We start from the raw sequence: 17895 nt of genomic DNA, 5'->3' as shown, positions 1-17895 counted from the left end.
GGCGCAGTCCTTGATGGGGTCATCAGGACCCCGGTATGAGGCGGGCCAGCTCTCCATCCAGCCAGTCGACGAAAGCCGGCGTGGGCACGGCGTCGACGGCCAGGTACCACCAGTCGGTGGCGGCGAAGGCCCGGCATTTCACCGCATCCTTTTCCGTCATCAGCAGTGGCAGCGACGGCTCGAAACTGAGCTGCGCGGCATCGTACTGAGCATGGTCGGAGAAGGGATGCGGAACCGGCCGCCAGTTTAGCGCTTCGAGGGTATTGAAGAAACGTTGCGGATTACCGATACCGGCCACCGCATGCACCGCCTGGCCTGGCGGCAGATGATCGAGGCCGACGCGCTCACCGCTGGCCAGATTGACCAGTGCGGTCGGCTGCAGGCGAAAGGCGTAGCCATCGGCGCGGTCGGCCTCGGCGCCATTGAACAGCACCGCATCCACCTCACTAAGACGCTCGGCCGGTTCACGCAGAGGCCCGGCAGGCAGGCAGCGGCGATTGCCCAGGCCGCGCGCAGCATCGATCAGCACCAGTTCCAGATCGCGCGCCAGGCGGTAGTGCTGCAGGCCGTCATCGCAGAGGATCAGGTCCAATGTTTCTTCGGCCAGCAACGCACGCACGGCGCGACTGCGATCCGGGTCGATCATCAAGGGCACGCCTGTACGCTGGACGATCAGCAAGGGCTCGTCACCTGCCTCGGCCGCAGGTTGCTCGGCACGAACGCGCCACGGCAGGCTCGGCGGCTTGGCGCCATAGCCACGACTGACCACGCCGACCTTTAGCCCACGGGCGCGGCAATGCTCGATGAGAAAGAGGATCAGCGGCGTCTTGCCGGTACCGCCGACGGTGATGTTGCCCACCACCAGCACCGGTACCGGGGCGCGGTAGATATCGCCCTCGCCGGCCAGAAAGCGTGCACGCTTACCCTGCACCACACGGCGGTACAACCACTCCAGCGGGCGCAGCAGTGCCAGCGCCGGGTGGCCGCGGTACCAGGCCTCGAGCAAGCGATCAGCGGCGCTCACTTCAGGGAGTTTCCTGTGCTTCCACCGTGGTGATGCGCAGGTGCGAGAAGCCCAGCTTGCCAGCAGCGTCCATGGCCGTAATCACCGCCTGGTGCGGGGTCTTGCCATCGGCACTGAGGATCAACGGCAGGCTGTTGTCGCCGTCGGATTCCTTCTGCAACGCCGCCATCAGGTTGCTCAGGTTGCTCTCCAGCAGCGCGTTGCCATTGACCGAGTAGGCGCCATCGGCACCAATCAGCACCTCGACCTGCTTGAGCTCGGTCTGCTCGGGCGGCGTGCCACTGGCCGCCTCAGGCAAATCGACCTTGAGCTGGGTCTCACGGGTAAAGGTGGTGGTGACCACGAAGAACAGCAGCAGGATGAATACCACGTCGATCAACGAGGCCAGGTTGATCTCGACGTTCTCCCGCGGTTTGCGCCGGAATTTCACGCCTTGCCCTCACCCAGGTCGACGTCGCGATCACCCTGCACCATTTCCACCAGCTTGATCGCTTCCTGCTCCATGCCGACTACCAGTTCGTCGACACGACGCTGCAGATAGCGATGGAAGAACAGTGCCGGGATCGCCACCATCAGGCCGGCCGCCGTGGTGATCAGCGCCTTGGAGATACCACCGGCGAGCATCGGCGCATTGGCCATGCCCGAACCCATGAAGGAGCTGAAGATTTCGATCATACCCAGTACGGTACCGAGCAGGCCGAGCAGCGGCGCGATGCCTGCAATGGTGCCAAGGGCATTGAGGTAGCGTTCCAGCTCATGGATGACGCGCGCGGCAGCCTCCTCGATGCACTCTTTCATGATCTCGCGACCATGCGTGGAGTTGGCCAGGCCGGCAGCGAGAATCTGCCCCAGCGGCGAATCCTCGCGCAGCTCCTTTAGCTTCTGGTTGTTGAGTTTCTTGTCCTTGATCCAGCGCCACACCTGAGCCAGCAGATTGGCCGGGGTGACGCGGGCGGGCCGCAGGGTCCACAGGCGCTCGGCGACGATGCCGGCAGCAGCGATGGAACAGAGAATGATCGGCAGCATCATCCAGCCGCCAGCTTTGACCAGTTCCCACACGGTAGAGAATCCCCCCTCGAAAAAGTCGCGCCACTCTAGCATAGGGCGCCGTTGTTCTCATTTTTCCCGCCAGAAACGTGGCTCGCGTCGCAATGCCCGCGCTGCGCCATGCTCGCCCAGGCGCAGATGCAGCGCGCCATCGAGCGCCGTGTCATGGACCAACACGCCTGCTGCCCGATAACGCTCCAGCACCTGCGGATGAGGATGACCGAAGGCATTGTGGCGGCTGCGGGTAATCAGCACATGCTGCGCACCGACCGCGTCGATGAACGCCTGGCTGGACGAGGTGCGACTGCCATGATGAGGAGCCAGCAGCCACTGCGAGGCCAGGGGAAATTCGGCCTGCATCAGCGCCCGCTCGGCCTGTACGTCGATATCGCCGGTCAATAGCAGGCGTTCGCCCGCAGCCTCTATCTGCAATACGCACGACAGCTGGTTGCCGGAGCTGGCGCGTTCCCACTGCCACAGCCTGAAGGTCACGTCGTTCCATTGCCAGCTTTGTCCTGACTCGCACGCTTCGGCGCCGAGCGCATCGGCCAGCCTTCGCGGTTCACCACTGACCACCCTCGATACCGGCATACCGGCCTTGATCCCGGCCGCGCCGCCAGCATGATCGTTATCGGCATGGCTGAGCAGCATCACGTCGAGCTGCCTGAGGTTCAGCGCTCGCAACGAGGGCAAGACGATGCGCTCACCGGTATCGAAATCACCAAAGCGCGGCCCAGCGTCGTACAGCAGAGCATGTTCTCGGGTACGCAACAGCACCGCCAGCCCCTGCCCCACATCCAGCACCCAAATGTCGGCGCGACCATCATCTAGATGCGGCGGTGGCAATAACAATGCGGGCAACAACAGCGCAAGACCGGGCAACCGCAGCGGCACCCCGGCCGGCAAAAGGAGCAGCAAAGCACCAGCTGCCGCCAGCCACCATGCCCACAGCGGCAGAACGCTCGGCAACCAGGCGGGTAGCCAGCCGGCGATGATGCCGAGCAATTCGAACAGCAGGTGCAGCGCACCACCGGCCAGCCACAACAGCCCTTCGCCCAAGATTGGTATAGGCAGCAGCAGGGTGCCCAGCAAGGCCAGAGGCACCACCACCAATCCGACCCAAGGCACGGCGATCAGATTGGCCAACGGCCCGCTGCTGCTGACCGGCAGGCCGAGGACCAACATCATCGGCAACAGGCCGATGGCCATGGTCCATTGCGCACGCGTTAGCCCGCGCCACCAACCCCAGACGCCAAGTCGACCGCCAAACACCAGAACCAGAATCGCCACCGCCGAAAACGACAACCAGAAACCCGGCTGCAACGATGCCAGCGGCTCCAGCAGCAGAACCACGATCAAGGCCAGCAACAATGGCCACCAGGCGCCCAGATGACGAAAGCGCATGCGCCAGAGCAGCACCAGCGCAACCATCACGCAGGCCCTGCGCACCGGTACCTCAAAACCAGCCAACATCCCGTAGACCAGCGCCCCGCTCAAGGCCAACGCACAGGCGCAGGGCAACCAGGGCCAACGCCTTGGCCAGGCACCGACTCTCGCCAGCAACGCCACCAGCCCGTAAAGAAAGCCGGCTAGCAGGGCAATATGCTGGCCAGAGATGACCATCAGGTGCACCGTGCCCGTGTGCTGCAGCAGGCGCCAGTCGCTCGTACTCAGGCCGGAGCCATCACCGAGGACCAGAGCGGCAATGGCACCTTCGCGCCCAAAGGCCGGCGCAGCCAGCAGATGCTGGCGAAGACTGTCGCGCCAGCTACCAAAGCCCGTCGCGGGGGATAACCGCTCGCCAGACTTGATCGTGCCCGTGGCGCCGATACGCTGCGCCAGCAACCAGGCTTCGTAGTCGAAGCTCTGCGGATTGACCAGGCCATGCGGCCGCTTCAGGTTGACCGCCACCCGCCAGCGCTCGCCGCCTTGCACCGGCGGCCCGCCATACCAGGCCAAGCGCATTCTTTTCGGCAGCTCGGCGCGCCGCGAGTGCGCCTCTTCGAACTGGAAGCGCACGACACCATCGGCCACTTCAGGCAGGCCGACCACCCGCCCCTCCAGCCACAGGGTACGGCCATCGAGCGGTGGAGCAAGGCGGTCATCCAGTGCCGATTGCGCCGAGCTGCAGGCCCAGGCCAACCCCAGCAAAAAGAACCCAAGCGGATAGAGGCGCGAGAACAGCAAAGCCAGAGCGGCGCAGACCACCACCAGCAACAACCAACTCGGCGGCAGGCTTGGCAGAAAGCGCAGCGTCAATAGCCCCAAGGCCAGTGCCAACATCCCTGTTCGCATCCCCTTCCTCCCTGCTCATCGAGCTGCAGCGAACGCGTCCGGCGCTCACCTTCGGTCACAATATGGAAACGCTGGCCAGACCGAATCCGTGCATAATATCGGCGCTTTTGCCTGCCCAGAGACTCTTCATGCCGCGTCGTTTATTCAAGCGCTACATGCCCAACCCCGACAGCATCAAGGGTAACAAGTCCCTGCGCTTTCTCGGCAAGCTCATTCATGACCCCAATCTCTGGCATCTCAACCGTCACTCGGTAGCTCGCGGCATGGCCATCGGCCTGTTCTGGGCGATGATCCCCATGCCGATGCAGATGCTGGCCGCCGCCGCCGTCGCCATCCCGATGCGCGCCAACCTGCCGATTTCCATCGGCCTGGTGTGGCTGACCAATCCCATCACCATGCCACCGATTTTCTACTGCACCTACAAACTGGGCGCATGGATCATGCAGACACCACCGGTGCGTATGCCACAGACCCTGAGCCTGGAATGGATCACGGCTGAAGTGGCCATCCTGTGGAAGCCGCTGTACCTCGGCTCCTTTGTATCCGGCCTGGTTCTCGCCGCACTGGGGTATGTATTGACCATGCTCTACTGGCGCTGGTGGGTACAGCGTAGCTGGCGCAAGCGTCAGGAAAAGCGCCGCTTGGACCGCCGCTGAAAAGAAAAGGCCGTCGAATACCAGGCCGTGTGAAAACGCAGCGAGCGAAGGTCGGGCAAGGCAAAGCAGGAAGAAGCGCAGTTTACAAGTGGTAAATGAGCTTTCTGAGCCTGCTTTTAACGCAGCATGACCGAGCGCAGTAGTTTTCGCACAGCCTGGTTAGACGGCTTTTTCGTTCTTACTCGTAGCGCAGCGCTTCGGCCGGCTGCACCTGCGCCGCCCGCCATGAGGGGTAGAGCGTGGCGAGGAAGCTCAGGATCAGCGCTGCCGAACAGATCAGCGCCACATCCAGCCACTGCAGATCCGATGGCAGGCTGCTGATGAAGTACACATCGGAGCTCATCACCTGCTGCCCAGCGAACGATTCCAGCCAAGCCACTAGGGCGCTGACATTGAGCGCCGCCAACACACCCAACACCGTACCAATCAGCGTACCGACCAGGCCGATCACCGAGCCTTGCACCATGAAAATCGCCATGATCTGCCGTGGCGTGGCGCCCAGGGTGCGCAGAATGGCGATGTCGCCGCTCTTATCGGCGACCACCATGATCAGCGTGGCGATGATGTTGAACGCGGCCACCGCGACGATCAGCAGGAGCAGCAGACCGATCATGGTCTTCTCCATCTTCATCGCGCTGAACAGGCTGCCCTGGGTATGAGTCCAGTCATCGGCGCGGTAACCGGCGCCCAGTTCGGCGACCAGCGCTTTGGATACCTGCGGCGCCTGGTAGAGGTCCTTCAGCGCCAGGCGAATGCCCGGCACCGTGCCTTCCGGCAGTCGCTGCATGGCAGCGGCGTCGACGACGTTGATCAGGGCCAGCGAGCTGTCCAGCTCGGCACCGACCTTGAACACCGCCGCCACGTTCAAGCGCTGCATGCGCGGCGTGACGCCACCAGGCGCGCTGCTCAGCTCTGGGATGATCAAGGTCAACTTGTCGCCCACCTGCAAGCCGAAACGCCGCGCGGTGATGTCGCCGATCACCACGCCGAATTCACCGGGTTGCAAATTGTTCAGGCTGCCCTGGCGGATGTGCTCGGGCAGGATCGATACCTTGCCCTCTTCTGCCGGATCGATGCCATGAATCTGGATCGGCTGCATCAGCCCGCGATGCGAGAGCATGCCCTCCAGCTCGGCATAGGGTGCCGCGGCCTGTACCTGCGGATTGGCCATGGCCTTATCCGCCAGGGCGCGCCAGTCGGCGACCGGCTCGGCTCCGTAGAGCATGGCGTGCGGCACCATGCCGAGAATGCGCGAGCTCATTTCCTTCTGGAAACCGTTCATCACCGACAGCACCACGATCATCGCCAGCACGCCGAGCGCCAGGCCGATCATCGAAGTCAGCGAAATGAAGGAGATGAAATGGTTGCGGCGCTTGGCCCGTGTGTAGCGAGCGCCGATGAAGATACTCAGCGGACGAAACATCAGAGGGTCACCAGCTTGCCGTCCTGCAGGCTGAGCACGCGATCCATCTGGCGGGCCAGCTGCATGTCGTGGGTCACCACCAGAAACGCAGTGTTGGAGTCGCGGCTAAGCTCACGCATCAGCTCCTGAATGCCTTCAGCGGTGTGCTGGTCTAGGTTGCCGGTGGGCTCATCGAGCAGCACCAGCCCAGGGCGGTTGACCAGGGCACGGGCAATCGCCACACGCTGACGTTCACCGCCGGACAGTTCTGACGGCTTGTGATTCAGGCGATGCCCCAGGCCTACCCGCTCCAGCAAGGCTGTCGCGCGCTGGCGCGCCTCGGCGATCGACGTCTTGCCGATCAGCAGTGGCATGCAGACGTTCTCCAGCGCGGTGAACTCGGCCAGCAAGTGGTGAAACTGGTAGACGAAGCCCAGCGCGCGGTTGCGCAGTAGGCCACGTGCGGTCTCGCTCAGTGCCGACAGTTGTTCGCCGGCGAGCCAGACGCTGCCCTCGCTGGGCGTATCCAGGCCGCCGAGCATGTTCAGCAGGGTGCTCTTGCCGGAGCCGGAGCTGCCAACGATGGCCACGCGCTCGCCCGGGAAGAGTTCCAGTTCGAGCCCATCGAGCACCACTACCGACTCGGGGCCTTCGTCGTAACGCTTGCTCAGGTTTCGGCAGCTGAGCACGGCATTGTGCTGTTTCACGGCGTTCTGATTCATGGACTCACTCATAGCGCAGGGCCTCGGCCGGCTGGGTACGCGCAGCGCGCCAGGCTGGATACAGGGTGGCGAAGAAGCTCAGCAGCAACGCCGCGGTGCAGACCATCACCACGTCGGCGCTCTGCAGTTGCGAAGGCAGGTAATCGATGAAATAGACATCGGCGTTGAGAAACTTGATGCCCAGCAGGCGCTCGATGCCGGCGATCAGGCTGCTGATATTCAGCGCCGCAAGAATGCCCAGCAGCGCGCCGATGACGGTGCCGACCACACCGATCACGGTGCCCTGGACCATGAAAATGGCCATAATCTGCCGCGGCGTGGCGCCGAGGGTACGCAGGATGGCGATGTCGCCCTTCTTGTCGGTCACCACCATCACCAACGTGGAGATGATGTTGAATGCCGCCACCGCGACTATCAGCAGCAGCAGCAGGCCGATCATGGTCTTCTCCATGCGAATGGCCTGGTACAGGTTGCCGTGAGTACGGGTCCAGTCGCGGGCATAGAAATCGCCTTCGAGGGTCTGGGCGATCTCCCAGGCACTGCGCGGTGCCTGGAACAGGTCATCGAACTTCAGCCGCAGGCCCTGCACCTGATCCGGCTTCCAGCGCTGCAGGCGCGCCAGGTCGCTGATGTTGGCCAGGGCCAAGGCACCGTCGATCTCACCGGCGCCGACATGGAAAATACCGGTGACAGTGAAGCGCTTCAGGCGCGGGAACATGCCCGCGGGGGTCACGGTGACCTCAGGCGCGACGAAGGTGACCTTGTCGCCGAGCTTGAGGCCCAGCTTGGCTGCTGCCTTGTCGCCAATGACCATGGCGAAATCGCCCGGCTGCAGGCTGTCGAGACTGCCCTGCTGGAAGAAGCCATCAATGATAGAGACCTTGCGTTCCTGCTCGGGATCGATGGCATTGATCAGCACCTTCTGCACCTTGCCGTCGTTCGTCAGCAAGCCCTGCATCTGGGTGAAGGGGGCCAGCGCCTCGACGCGCGGATGGCGCTCCACCTGGCGCGCCAGGGTCGGCCAGTCACTGACCGGGGTCGGCGACTCGACCGTGGCGTGAGGAATCATCCCCAAGACGCGCGTGCGCATCTCGTGGTCGAAACCGTTCATGACCGACAGCACCAGGATCATTACCATCACCCCCAGGGTGAGGCCGAGCATGGACGTCAGGGAAATGAACGAGACGAAATGGTTGCGGCGCTTGGCTCGCGTGTAGCGCGTACCGATGAATACGAACAGAGGTCTGAACATGTCGGAGAGATTCGGGGGAAAGAAAAACGTCCATGTGGCAGGGCCAGATCAGCGGCCTTACACTCAGAAGAAACTCGAAGTCGGCTGCGTAACGGGCCTGCTGCGTTAAAAACACTTGGAAAGCCGCTTACGGCTGGTGCGCTGCAGTGTGGCCCCGAAGGGACGAGCGAAGCGAGCAATGCTCGTTTACCATTCGTAACCGACGCTTGCCTGGCATGCATCCAGTTCACGAGACTTTCAACAGGGTCTTCGACCACCACCGCTTTCATGGGTTCGCCATGTCGACTAACGATGTAGATGATCGCCGCGAATACTATCGTATCGACGATACGATCGCACTGGAATTCAGCCTGCTGTCGGGGGCCGAAGCCCATGCCAGCGACGCGCTTCACGATCCATCGCCGCTGTTCAACCTGCTCAGCGACCTGCACCTGATGGACTTCGAGTCGCAGCATCTGCTGCGCCACATCAGCGAACGCGACCGCACCCTGGCCAACTACCTGAAAGTGATCAACAAACGCATCGATCTGCTCGGCCAGGCAGTGGCGCAGAGCCTGTTGCGCGACATTGGCGCACCGCGCCAGGTTTCGCTGTCCGAGGGTGGCATTAGTTTCAGCCACCCCCAGGCCGTGGCAATCGGCAGTCACCTGGCGATCAAGATGGTATTGATGCCACAGGCCCTCGGCCTGCTGCTGCGCGCTCAGGTGGTGCATTGCAGCGCACGCAGCGACGGCCAGTACGAGATCGGCACCGAGTTCGAAGCGTTGACCGACGCACAGCGCCAATTGCTGGCCCGGCATATCCTGCAGAGACAGGCCCTGGAACGTCGCCAGGCCCGCGAATGAACGCCGCCAAGGAACCGCCATGTATCGCTTCGCCCTGCTACTCGCCCTGCTCGCCCCGCTTTCCTCGTTCGCCGACACCCTGACCATCCCGGTAGGCAGCCAGGGCTCGGATATCGATGCCCGCAACCTGCCGCACAAAGGCGAGTCCAAACGCTCGGTACTGGAGCGCTTCGGCCTCGCCGATGAGGAGCACAAGCCCGTCGGCCAGCCGCCGATCACGCGCTGGGACTACCGCGAATTCAGCGTCTATTTCGAATACGATCACGTGATCAACAGCGTGCGCCATCACCAGCCACGCCACCTCGACACCGCCAAGGAGCAACAGTGACCCTTATCTACGGCCATCGCGGCGCCAAGGGCGAAGCCCCGGAAAACACCCTCGCCAGCTTCCAGCGCTGTCTCGAGCATGGCGTCAATCGTTGCGAGCTGGATCTGCACCTGTCACGCGACGGCGAATTGATGGTGATCCACGACCCAACCCTCAAGCGCACCACCGGCCTGCGCGGCAAGGTGGTCGAGCATGACGCCGCCGAGCTGATCAAGTACGACGCACGCAAGGGTGGCCCGGGCTGGGTACGCCCCTGCCCCATTCCGCGCCTGCAGGACCTGTTCGAGCAATGCCAGTTCGAGCACTGGCAGCTGGAAGTCAAGAGCGCATCGAAAGTACGCGCTGCACGCACTGTACTGGCCATCGCCGAACTGACCGAGCGCTTCAGCCTGCGCGAACGGATCACCATCACTTCCAGCTCACGCGAGGTGCTCAAGGCCGCGCGCGAGCTGACACCACAGCTGCAACTGGGCCTGGTAGCCGAGTACGCCTGGCTCGACCCGCTGAAGGTGGCCGCCCATTACGACTGTCACCTGCTCGCCCTGAACTGGGCGCTGTGCACCCCGGAGCGCCTGCTCAAGGCGCAGAAACAGGGGCTGCACGTGTCGGTATGGACGGTCAACGAACCGGCGCTGATGCGTCGTCTGGCCGACTTCGGCGTCGACAGCATCATCACCGACTTCCCCGGCATCGCGGTGCAGACCCTGCGCGGCTAAGCCTTAACGCCCCCCGCAAGCGGGAGAGGGGAGCAAGCCAGAGCAGCCCGCCGCGAAGCCCGGATGCAATCCGGGAGCTGGAGCGAGGATGTCCCCGGATTGCATCCGGGCTACGACCTAAGGCATTCACCTTCCGTAGGAGCGGATTTATCCGCGATCCAGCCGCTTAGCGCGGATGCAATCCGGGCTACGAGTACAGCGCCCAACAACGACAGAACCGGCACTAGGCCGGTTTTGTCGTTTGCTGCCGCCTGAGACGCTAGAAGCTCTCCCGATTCGGCCAGCGCCACTCGGAAGCCACTACCCAGCCTGCCTCCCCGACCGGCTCAGGCCGCCGGCCGGAGCCGCTCAAAAAAGCCGGTTGAGGCCGTCGAACGCGGCAACCCGATAAGCCTCGGCCATGGTCGGGTAGTTGAAGGTGGTGTTGATGAAGTACTTGATGCTGTTGGCTTCGCCCTTCTGATTCATGATCGCCTGACCGATGTGGACGATCTCCGAGGCCTGATAGCCGAAGCAGTGCACGCCCAGCACTTCCAGGGTTTCACGATGGAAGAGGATCTTCAGCATGCCCACCGGCTCGACCGAGATCTGCGCACGGGCCATGCCTTTGAAGAAGGCCTTGCCCACTTCGTAAGGCACCTTGGCCTGAGTCAGTTCACGCTCGGTCTTGCCGATCGAACTGATCTCCGGAATGGTGTAGATGCCGGTCGGTACGTCATCGACGAAACGCCAGCTGCCATTTTCGACGATGCTGCCGGCAGCGGAACGGCCCTGGTCAGCCGCAGCACTGGCCAGGCTCGGCCAGCCGATCACGTCACCGGCGGCGTAGATGTTGCTGACCTCGGTGCGGTAGTACTCGTCGACCTGGATCTGGCCACGGCTGTTGACCGCAATGCCGATGTTCTCCAGGCCCAACTGATCGGTGTTGCCGGTACGGCCGTTACACCACAGCAGGGCGTCGGCCTTGATCTTCTTGCCCGATTTCAGATGCAGCACCACGCCGTTCTCCACCCCCTCGATGCGCTCGTACTCTTCGTTGTGACGAATCAGCACGTTGTTGTTGCGCAGGTGGTAGGAGAGCGCGTCGGAGATTTCCGAGTCGAGGAAACTGAGCAACTGATCGCGGTTGTCGATCAGGTCGACCAGCACACCCAGGCCACTGAAGATCGAGGCGTACTCGCAACCGATCACGCCCGCTCCGTAGATGATCAGGCGGCGCGGCGTGTGACCCAGGCTGAGAATGGTGTCGCTATCGTAGATACGCGGGTGACGAAAATCGACATCGGCCGGGCGATAGGGACGCGAGCCGGTGGCGATGACGATCTGCTTGGCCACAAGCTTTTCCACTACGCCATTGAGGCAGACCACTTCGATCGTCTGCTCGTCGGCGAAGCTGGCTGTTCCGAAATAGGTGTCGATGCGGTTGCGCGCGTAGTAGCCCGTGCGCGAAGTGACTTGCTTGGCGATCACCTTCTCGGCGCTTTTCAGCACATCGGGGAAGGAGAACCAGCGCGGCTCGCCAATCTGGCGAAACATCGGATTGGTGTTGAACTGCATGATCTGCCGCACCGAGTGGCGCAGCGCCTTGGAGGGGATGGTGCCGAGGTGGGTACAGTTGCCACCGACCAGCGGACGGTTGTCCACCACGGCCACCTTGCGCCCGGCCTTGGCCGCGTTCATTGCCGCGCCCTCGCCCGCCGGGCCGGAGCCCAGCACCACCACATCGTAGTTGTAGACCGCCATGTTTACTCCTTCAGATCAGGCCGGAGCGCTTGTGGCGCACCCTCGGCAGGGCCGGCAGTGGATTACAGCTGCCGGCTATCAAAGCATGCCGCCTGGCTTAGCGCTTGCTCGCGTCGTAAGCCAGGTCGGTGTTGGGCGCTTCGCCGTTGTCGCGATTGACCTCTTCGCACTTCTCACGGCTACCACCACAGATCGAGCACTCTTTCTCGATACCCAGATTGGCGATGCCACCGCAGGAGCCGGCGATGGGTTTGCGCCCCATGATCACGCCGACGGCCATCATGCCGACGACCAGGATCATGGTCAGAAATACCACCAGAAACGTCATTGCTTATCTCCTGCAGCGAATAGCTGCTCGAATGCGGTCGTGCCCTGTGTGACGAAGCCCTCGCCCTCACGCGTCACGAAAAACGCCGCGATACCGTTGCGCTCGGCGAAGGCCATGCCGGCATCCGGCCCCAGCACCATCAATAGAGTAGACAAGCCATCGGCGCGCAAGGTCAATGGATCGGCCACCGTGACAGCTGCCAGTTTGTGATTGACCGGTTTGCCGGTCAGCGGATCGAGCGTGTGCGAATAGCGTTGGCCGTTCTCTTCGAAGTAGTTGCGATAGTCACCAGAGGTGGAAATACCGTAACCATCGAGCTGCAGGATGCGCTGAGCGACGCGCTGATCATTACGCGGCGCCTCCAGGCCGATACGCCAGTGGCTGCCATCGGGCTTGAAGCCTGCCGCCTTGAGCTCGCCGGTGGCCTCGACCAGATAACTGGTAACGCCCAGCTCGCCCAGACGCGCGACGATCTGATCGACAGCGTAACCGGCAGCGATGCTGTTGAAGTCGACTTCCACGTCGACGTCCTTGCACAGCTGCTCGCCTTCGATGCTCAGGTGCTGTTGACCGACCCGCTGGCGCACTTCAGCCAGGCGTTCAGCGTCCGGCACGGCCTCGCCCTGCCCTTTGGGTCCGAAACCCCAGAGGTCGAGCAACGGCTCCAGCGTCAGGTCGAAGTAGCCCTGACTCTCCTCGTGCAGGCGATTGCCGGCACGCACGAGATCCAGCACGCCCTTGGGCATGGCCTGGCAGGTACCAGCCGGCGCCCGGTTGAACTGCTCGATCAGCGAATCATCGCGATAAGTGGACATCTGCAGATCGATCTCGGCGAGGATCGCCTCGGTCGCGGCCTTGAGTTCGGCTTGCGGCGCGACACCTTCACTGCGGACGTATTTGATCGAATAGGTGCTGCCCATGGTCGGGCCACCGAACTCTTCGATCCGTTCAGAATGCAAGCAGCCCGTTAGGGCTGCCGCCAGGGCGACAGCGATAACGGGCTGGAGTACAGCAGACCTCATGCGTTAGCCGCCGAAGTCGTCGAGGAGGATGTTCTCCGGCTCGACGCCCAGGTCGGTAAGCATCTTGATCACTGCGGCGTTCATCATGGGTGGGCCGCACATGTAGAACTCGCAATCCTCAGGAGCCGGGTGGTCCTTCAGGTAGTTCTCGTACAGCACGTTGTGAATGAAGCCCTTGAGACCGGTCCAGTTGTCTTCCGGCTGCGGGTCGGACAGCGCCAGGTGCCATTCGAAGTTCGGGTTTTCCGCGGCCAACTGATCGTACTCTTCGTTGTAGAACGACTCGCGCATGGAGCGCGCACCGTACCAGAAGCTGATCTTGCGCTTGGATTTCAGTCGCTTGAGCTGGTCGAAGATGTGCGAACGCATCGGCGCCATGCCGGCACCACCACCGATGAAGACCATCTCGGCGTCGGTGTCCTTGGCGAAGAACTCACCGAAGGGGCCGTACACGGTGATCTTGTCGCCCGGCTTGAGGCTGAACACGTAGGAAGACATCTTGCCCGGCGGCAGATCGTCCTTGCCGGGGGGCGGCGAGGCGATACGGATGTTGAACTTCACCAGACCGCGCTCTTCCGGGTAGTTGGCCATGGAATAGGCACGGATCACGGTCTCGTCGACCTTGGACACGTACTTCCACTGGTTGAACTTGTCCCAGTCGCCGCGATACTCCTCCTGAATGTCGAAGTCCTTGTAGTACACGGTGTGCGGCGGGCATTCCAGCTGCACATAACCACCGGCGCGGAAGTCGACGTTCTCACCTTCCGGCAGCTTCAGCGTCAGCTCCTTGATGAAGGTGGCGACGTTCGGGTTGGATTCGACGGTGCACTCCCACTTCTTGACGCCGAAGACCTCTTCAGGCACTTCGATCTTCATGTCCTGCTTGACCGGCGTCTGGCAGGACAGGCGCCAGCCCTCACGGGCCTCACGCTTGGTGAAGTGCGACTCTTCGGTGGACAGCATCTCGCCACCACCGCTTTCCACGATGCACTTGCACTGGGCGCAGGTACCGCCGCCGCCGCAAGCGGAAGACAGGAAGATGTTGTGGTTGGCCAGGGTTTGCAGCAGCTTGCCGCCAGCCGGTACCACAATGGTTTTTTCGCCGTTGATCTCGATGCTCACGTCGCCGCTGGAAACCAGCTTGGCGCGGGCAGCGAGAATTACCACCACCAGCGCCAGGACGATAGCGGTAAACATGCCGATGGCGAGGAAGATTTCGTAATTCATCTGTTCATCCTTTCCTTACAGCTGCACGCCGGAGAAGGACATGAAGCCCAGCGACATCAGACCGATGGTGATGAAGGTAATGCCCAGACCCTGCAGGCCAGCCGGTACATCGCTGTACTTGAGTTTCTCGCGGATGCCGGCCAGCGCAGCGATCGCCAGCGCCCAGGACAGACCCGAACCAAAGCCGTACACGGTACTTTCGGCCAGGTTGTAGTCACGCTCGACCATGAACAGGGTGCCGCCCATGATGGCGCAGTTCACGGTGATCAGCGGCAGGAATACACCCAGCGCGTTGTATAGCGCCGGTACGTATTTATCCAGCAGCATCTCGAGGATCTGCACGATGGCCGCGATCACGCCGATGTAGCTGAGCAGCCCCAGGAAGCTGAGGTCGACCTCAGGCAGACCAGCCCATGCCAGCGCGCCATCCTTGAGCAGGTAGGTGTAGATCAGGTTGTTCGCCGGTACCGTGATGACCTGTACCACGATCACCGCGATGCCCAGACCGATTGCAGTCTCGACCTTCTTGGAGATGGCGATGAAGGTACACATGCCGAGGAAGAAGGCCAGCGCCATGTTCTCGACGAACACGGCCTTGGCCAGCAGACTGAGATAGTGCTCCATTAGTAGGCCTCCTTGCTGGATACCTGAGGTGCCATCTTGTAGGCATTGGCCTCGACCTGATCCTTCTTCCAGCTACGGATTGCCCAGATGAACAGGCCGATCAGGAAGAACGCCGAAGGCGGCAGCAGCAGCATGCCGTTGGGCTGGTACCAGCCACCATCGTTGACCACCGAGAAGACCTCGTAACCCATCAGTTTGCCCGCACCGAACAACTCGCGAATGATGCCCAGAGCGATCAGCATGGCGCTGTAGCCCAGACCGTTACCGATGCCGTCGAAGAACGACAGCACGGGCGGGTTCTGCATGGCGAAGGCTTCGGCACGCCCCATCACGATGCAGTTGGTGATGATCAGGCCGACGAACACCGACAGCTGCTTGGACAGGCTAAAGGCATAAGCCTTGAGCACCTGATCGACCACGATCACCAGCGAGGCAATGATCACCATCTGCACGATCATGCGGATCGAGCCTGGAATCTGGCTGCGGATCATCGAGATGAACAGGTTGGAGAAACCGGTCACCAGCGTCAGCGCGGCGGACATCACCAGCGCGGTCTGCAGATTGGACGTGACCGCCAGGGCCGAGCAGATACCGAGGATCTGCAGGCCAATGGGGTTGTTGTTGAAGATCGGGTTGAGCAGGACTTCTTTAATAGTCGGCTGCGACATGATCAAGCCTCCCCTGCACGCAGGTTAGCGATAAACGGGCCGAAGCCGTTCTGGCCGAGCCAGAACTTCAGCAGCTTGTCCACACCGACGCTGGTCAGAGTGGCGCCGGCCAGGCCGTCGACTTGGTGAGTAGCTTGCGGGCTCTGCGGATCGACACCGCCCTTGACGATCTGTACGGCGAGTTTGCCGTTTTCATCGAACAGGGTCTTGCCGGGCCATTGGCCTTTCCATTTCGGATTGTCCACCTCGCCGCCGAGGCCGGGGGTCTCGCCATGCTGGTAGAAGCCCATGCCCACGACGGTGTTCAGATCCCCTTTCACCGCTATAAAGCCGTGCAGGGTCGACCACAGGCCATAACCACGCACCGGCAGGATCAGGGTTTCCATTTCGCCGTCCTTCTCCACCAGGTAAACGGTGGTGTAACGCTCCTGACGCTTGATCCCGGCGATGTCTTCGCTGCCCTTCAGAGCATCGGAGGTTTTCGGGTCCTTGGCGGCCTTCAGCGGGTCGAAGGTGAGCGGATCGAACGCATCGGAGAACTTGCCGCTCTCCAGGTCCACCAGCTTGGCAGTGACGGTGCTGTCGAACACTTCCTTGACCCTGGCACCGGACATGCCTGCCTCACCCAGGCCGGCAATGGACAGGATGCTGCGCTGCTTGTCCAGCAGACGGTTTTCAACCTGGGTCGGCTTCAGTGCCACGGCAGCGCCGGCGACGAACACCGAGCACACCAGGCACACCAGCACGGCCACCGTCAGCGTGCGGACGGTGGATTCTTTTTGACTAGACATTGCGCGCCAGCCTCCGCTTGATATTGGCTTGAACGACGAAGTGGTCGATCAGCGGTGCAAACAGGTTGGCGAACAGAATCGCCAGCATCATGCCCTCAGGGAAGGCCGGGTTGACCACACGGATCAGTACGACCATCACGCCGATCAGGGCGCCGAAGATCCACTTGCCGGTGTTGGTCATGGAGGCCGACACCGGGTCGGTGGCCATGAAGAACATGCCGAAGGCGAAGCCGCCCACCACCAGATGCCAGTACCAGGGCATGGCGAACATCGGGTTGGAGGCAGAGCCAATCGTGTTGAACAGCAGGCTCAGACCGATCATGCCCAGCATCACGCCAGCGACGATGCGCCAGGAAGCGATCTTGGTGACCAGCAGAACCAGGCCGCCGATGGCGATGGCCAGAGTACTGGTTTCACCCATCGAACCATGAATGGTGCCGAAGAAAGCGTCCATCCAGGTGATGCCGTTGTTGATCACGTTCTCGATGCCGCCGGAAGCCGCCAGGCTCAGCGAAGTGGCGCCAGCGAAGCCGTCGACCGCAGTCCAGACCGCATCACCCGACATCTGCGCCGGATAGGCGAAGAACAGGAATGCGCGGCCGGTCAGAGCCGGGTTGAGGAAGTTCTTGCCGGTACCACCAAACACTTCCTTGCCGATCACCACACCGAAGCTGATGCCCAGGGCGACCTGCCAGAGCGGAATGCTCGGCGGCAGAATCAGGGCGAACAACACGGAAGTGACGAAGAAGCCTTCGTTGACTTCATGCTTGCGGATCGAGGCGAACAGTACTTCCCAGAAGCCGCCGACGATGAAGGTCACCGCGTAGACAGGCAGGAAATAAGCCGCGCCCTGAATGAAGTTGTCCCACAGGCTGTTCGGATCGAAACCGGCCAGCGAGCCGATCAGAGCGAAGCGCCAGCCTTCCTGGCTCGCCAGCAGCTCGGGGCTCTGAGCGAAGATCAGGTTGGCCTGGTAGCCGGTGTTCCACATGCCGAAGAACATCGCCGGGAAGGTGCACAGCCACACGGTGATCATCATGCGTTTGAGGTCGATGCCATCACGCACGTGAGCAGTGGTCTTGGTCACGCTGCCGGGACGATAGAAGAAGGTGTCGATGGCCTCGTAGAGGGCATACCACTTCTCGTACTTGCCGCCCTTTTCGAAGTTGTGCTCGATCTTGTCGAGGAATGCACGAATGCCCACG

At 62.1% G+C, this 17895-nt stretch carries 19 protein-coding genes; 4 read left to right on the top strand and 15 right to left on the bottom strand.

Features of this window, described 5'->3' with window-relative positions:
• Positions 1-22 precede the first annotated feature (22 nt).
• The 4 genes from lpxK to ACNFCJ_RS10200 are packed head-to-tail and all read right to left on the bottom strand — an operon-like array spanning position 23 to position 4354.
• On the bottom strand, positions 23-1024 hold the full coding sequence (lpxK, locus tag ACNFCJ_RS10215; RefSeq protein WP_416771152.1) for a tetraacyldisaccharide 4'-kinase: 1002 nt from the start codon (positions 1022-1024) through the stop codon (positions 23-25).
• A gap of 1 nt (position 1025) precedes the next feature.
• Positions 1026-1454, bottom strand: coding sequence for an ExbD/TolR family protein (locus ACNFCJ_RS10210; protein WP_125878645.1), 429 nt, complete (start codon positions 1452-1454; stop codon positions 1026-1028).
• On the bottom strand, positions 1451-2083 hold the full coding sequence (locus ACNFCJ_RS10205; RefSeq protein WP_416771150.1) for a MotA/TolQ/ExbB proton channel family protein: 633 nt from the start codon (positions 2081-2083) through the stop codon (positions 1451-1453). The genes ACNFCJ_RS10210 and ACNFCJ_RS10205 overlap by 4 nt, the downstream gene beginning before the upstream one ends.
• A 57-nt stretch (positions 2084-2140) precedes the next feature.
• Positions 2141-4354 (bottom strand): DNA internalization-related competence protein ComEC/Rec2, encoded by a 2214-nt coding sequence (locus ACNFCJ_RS10200; RefSeq protein WP_416771244.1) that lies wholly within the window; start codon positions 4352-4354, stop codon positions 2141-2143.
• Positions 4355-4494: 140 nt separating this feature from the next.
• On the opposite strand from ACNFCJ_RS10200, the gene ACNFCJ_RS10195 reads away from it, so the two are divergent.
• Entirely contained in the window at positions 4495-5022 is a 528-nt protein-coding gene (locus ACNFCJ_RS10195) for a DUF2062 domain-containing protein (RefSeq protein WP_416644574.1), read from the top strand.
• Between the two features lie 178 nt (positions 5023-5200).
• Here the strand turns inward: ACNFCJ_RS10195 and ACNFCJ_RS10190 are convergent, their stop codons facing one another.
• Genes ACNFCJ_RS10190 through ACNFCJ_RS10180 form a run of 3 tightly spaced genes read right to left on the bottom strand, consistent with a single transcriptional unit; the run spans position 5201 to position 8398 of the window.
• Entirely contained in the window at positions 5201-6445 is a 1245-nt protein-coding gene (locus ACNFCJ_RS10190; RefSeq protein WP_416771148.1) for a lipoprotein-releasing ABC transporter permease subunit, read from the bottom strand.
• On the bottom strand, positions 6445-7146 hold the full coding sequence (gene lolD / locus ACNFCJ_RS10185; RefSeq protein WP_064495908.1) for a lipoprotein-releasing ABC transporter ATP-binding protein LolD: 702 nt from the start codon (positions 7144-7146) through the stop codon (positions 6445-6447). Before lolD ends, ACNFCJ_RS10190 begins: the two co-directional genes overlap by 1 nt.
• 4 nt (positions 7147-7150) lie before the next feature.
• On the bottom strand, positions 7151-8398 hold the full coding sequence (locus tag ACNFCJ_RS10180) for a lipoprotein-releasing ABC transporter permease subunit (protein ID WP_416771147.1): 1248 nt from the start codon (positions 8396-8398) through the stop codon (positions 7151-7153).
• Positions 8399-8676: 278 nt separating this feature from the next.
• Between ACNFCJ_RS10180 and ACNFCJ_RS10175 the strand changes: the two genes are divergently transcribed.
• From ACNFCJ_RS10175 to ACNFCJ_RS10165, 3 genes are read left to right on the top strand one after another with little or no spacing between them, the layout of a single operon-like run.
• Positions 8677-9243: a PilZ domain-containing protein gene (locus ACNFCJ_RS10175; RefSeq protein ID WP_416771145.1), complete on the top strand. Its 567-nt coding sequence runs from the start codon at positions 8677-8679 to the stop codon at positions 9241-9243.
• Between the two features lie 19 nt (positions 9244-9262).
• Entirely contained in the window at positions 9263-9571 is a 309-nt protein-coding gene (locus ACNFCJ_RS10170) for a phosphodiesterase (RefSeq protein WP_416771144.1), read from the top strand.
• A complete protein-coding gene (locus ACNFCJ_RS10165; protein WP_416771143.1) occupies positions 9568-10287 on the top strand; it encodes a glycerophosphodiester phosphodiesterase in 720 nt (239 codons plus the stop codon). The genes ACNFCJ_RS10170 and ACNFCJ_RS10165 overlap by 4 nt, the downstream gene beginning before the upstream one ends.
• 348 nt (positions 10288-10635) lie before the next feature.
• Here ACNFCJ_RS10165 and sthA read toward each other — a convergent pair whose 3' ends face one another.
• The 8 genes from sthA to ACNFCJ_RS10125 form a co-directional block, all read right to left on the bottom strand.
• Complete coding sequence (gene sthA / locus ACNFCJ_RS10160; RefSeq protein ID WP_143504385.1) at positions 10636-12030, bottom strand: Si-specific NAD(P)(+) transhydrogenase; 1395 nt, start codon at positions 12028-12030, stop codon at positions 10636-10638.
• Positions 12031-12127: 97 nt separating this feature from the next.
• Positions 12128-12358: a (Na+)-NQR maturation NqrM gene (nqrM, locus tag ACNFCJ_RS10155; RefSeq protein WP_416771141.1), complete on the bottom strand. Its 231-nt coding sequence runs from the start codon at positions 12356-12358 to the stop codon at positions 12128-12130.
• Positions 12355-13278, bottom strand: coding sequence for an FAD:protein FMN transferase (locus tag ACNFCJ_RS10150; protein WP_416771242.1), 924 nt, complete (start codon positions 13276-13278; stop codon positions 12355-12357). The genes nqrM and ACNFCJ_RS10150 overlap by 4 nt, the downstream gene beginning before the upstream one ends.
• Before the next feature lie 105 nt (positions 13279-13383).
• Positions 13384-14607: an NADH:ubiquinone reductase (Na(+)-transporting) subunit F gene (nqrF, locus tag ACNFCJ_RS10145; RefSeq protein ID WP_013714787.1), complete on the bottom strand. Its 1224-nt coding sequence runs from the start codon at positions 14605-14607 to the stop codon at positions 13384-13386.
• A 15-nt stretch (positions 14608-14622) separates the two neighbouring features.
• Positions 14623-15231, bottom strand: coding sequence for an NADH:ubiquinone reductase (Na(+)-transporting) subunit E (nqrE, locus tag ACNFCJ_RS10140; protein WP_013714786.1), 609 nt, complete (start codon positions 15229-15231; stop codon positions 14623-14625).
• On the bottom strand, positions 15231-15905 hold the full coding sequence (locus ACNFCJ_RS10135) for an NADH:ubiquinone reductase (Na(+)-transporting) subunit D (protein ID WP_172825338.1): 675 nt from the start codon (positions 15903-15905) through the stop codon (positions 15231-15233). Before ACNFCJ_RS10135 ends, nqrE begins: the two co-directional genes overlap by 1 nt.
• Positions 15902-16690, bottom strand: a complete 789-nt coding sequence (locus tag ACNFCJ_RS10130) for a Na(+)-translocating NADH-quinone reductase subunit C (protein WP_416771139.1) — start codon at positions 16688-16690, stop codon at positions 15902-15904. The genes ACNFCJ_RS10135 and ACNFCJ_RS10130 overlap by 4 nt, the downstream gene beginning before the upstream one ends.
• Positions 16683-17894, bottom strand: a complete 1212-nt coding sequence (locus ACNFCJ_RS10125) for an NADH:ubiquinone reductase (Na(+)-transporting) subunit B (RefSeq protein WP_416771138.1) — start codon at positions 17892-17894, stop codon at positions 16683-16685. Before ACNFCJ_RS10125 ends, ACNFCJ_RS10130 begins: the two co-directional genes overlap by 8 nt.
• Position 17895 lies beyond the last annotated feature (1 nt).

The sequence above is a fragment of the Pseudomonas sp. NY15364 genome (genome assembly GCF_048068235.1).
GTDB lineage: Bacteria > Pseudomonadota > Gammaproteobacteria > Pseudomonadales > Pseudomonadaceae > Aquipseudomonas > Aquipseudomonas mendocina_D.
Note: the sequence above shows the minus strand (reverse complement) of the source record. Positions and strands in the feature narration are given on the sequence as shown.

Bases quoted from the DNA above. Each gene is read 5' to 3' on its own strand.
- ACNFCJ_RS10175 (WP_416771145.1), top strand. From the start codon at position 8,677: ATGTCGACTAACGATGTAGATGATCGCCGCGAATACTATCGTATCGAC.
- nqrF (WP_013714787.1), bottom strand. From the start codon at position 14,607: ATGAATTACGAAATCTTCCTCGCCATCGGCATGTTTACCGCTATCGTC.
- nqrE (WP_013714786.1), bottom strand. From the start codon at position 15,231: ATGGAGCACTATCTCAGTCTGCTGGCCAAGGCCGTGTTCGTCGAGAAC.
- ACNFCJ_RS10170 (WP_416771144.1), top strand. From the start codon at position 9,263: ATGTATCGCTTCGCCCTGCTACTCGCCCTGCTCGCCCCGCTTTCCTCG.
- sthA (WP_143504385.1), bottom strand. From the start codon at position 12,030: ATGGCGGTCTACAACTACGATGTGGTGGTGCTGGGCTCCGGCCCGGCG.
- ACNFCJ_RS10195 (WP_416644574.1), top strand. From the start codon at position 4,495: ATGCCGCGTCGTTTATTCAAGCGCTACATGCCCAACCCCGACAGCATC.
- ACNFCJ_RS10150 (WP_416771242.1), bottom strand. From the start codon at position 13,278: ATGGGCAGCACCTATTCGATCAAATACGTCCGCAGTGAAGGTGTCGCG.
- ACNFCJ_RS10130 (WP_416771139.1), bottom strand. From the start codon at position 16,690: ATGTCTAGTCAAAAAGAATCCACCGTCCGCACGCTGACGGTGGCCGTG.
- nqrM (WP_416771141.1), bottom strand. From the start codon at position 12,358: ATGACGTTTCTGGTGGTATTTCTGACCATGATCCTGGTCGTCGGCATG.
- ACNFCJ_RS10180 (WP_416771147.1), bottom strand. From the start codon at position 8,398: ATGTTCAGACCTCTGTTCGTATTCATCGGTACGCGCTACACGCGAGCC.
- ACNFCJ_RS10190 (WP_416771148.1), bottom strand. From the start codon at position 6,445: ATGTTTCGTCCGCTGAGTATCTTCATCGGCGCTCGCTACACACGGGCC.
- lolD (WP_064495908.1), bottom strand. From the start codon at position 7,146: ATGAATCAGAACGCCGTGAAACAGCACAATGCCGTGCTCAGCTGCCGA.
- ACNFCJ_RS10200 (WP_416771244.1), bottom strand. From the start codon at position 4,354: ATGTTGGCACTGGCCTTGGGGCTATTGACGCTGCGCTTTCTGCCAAGC.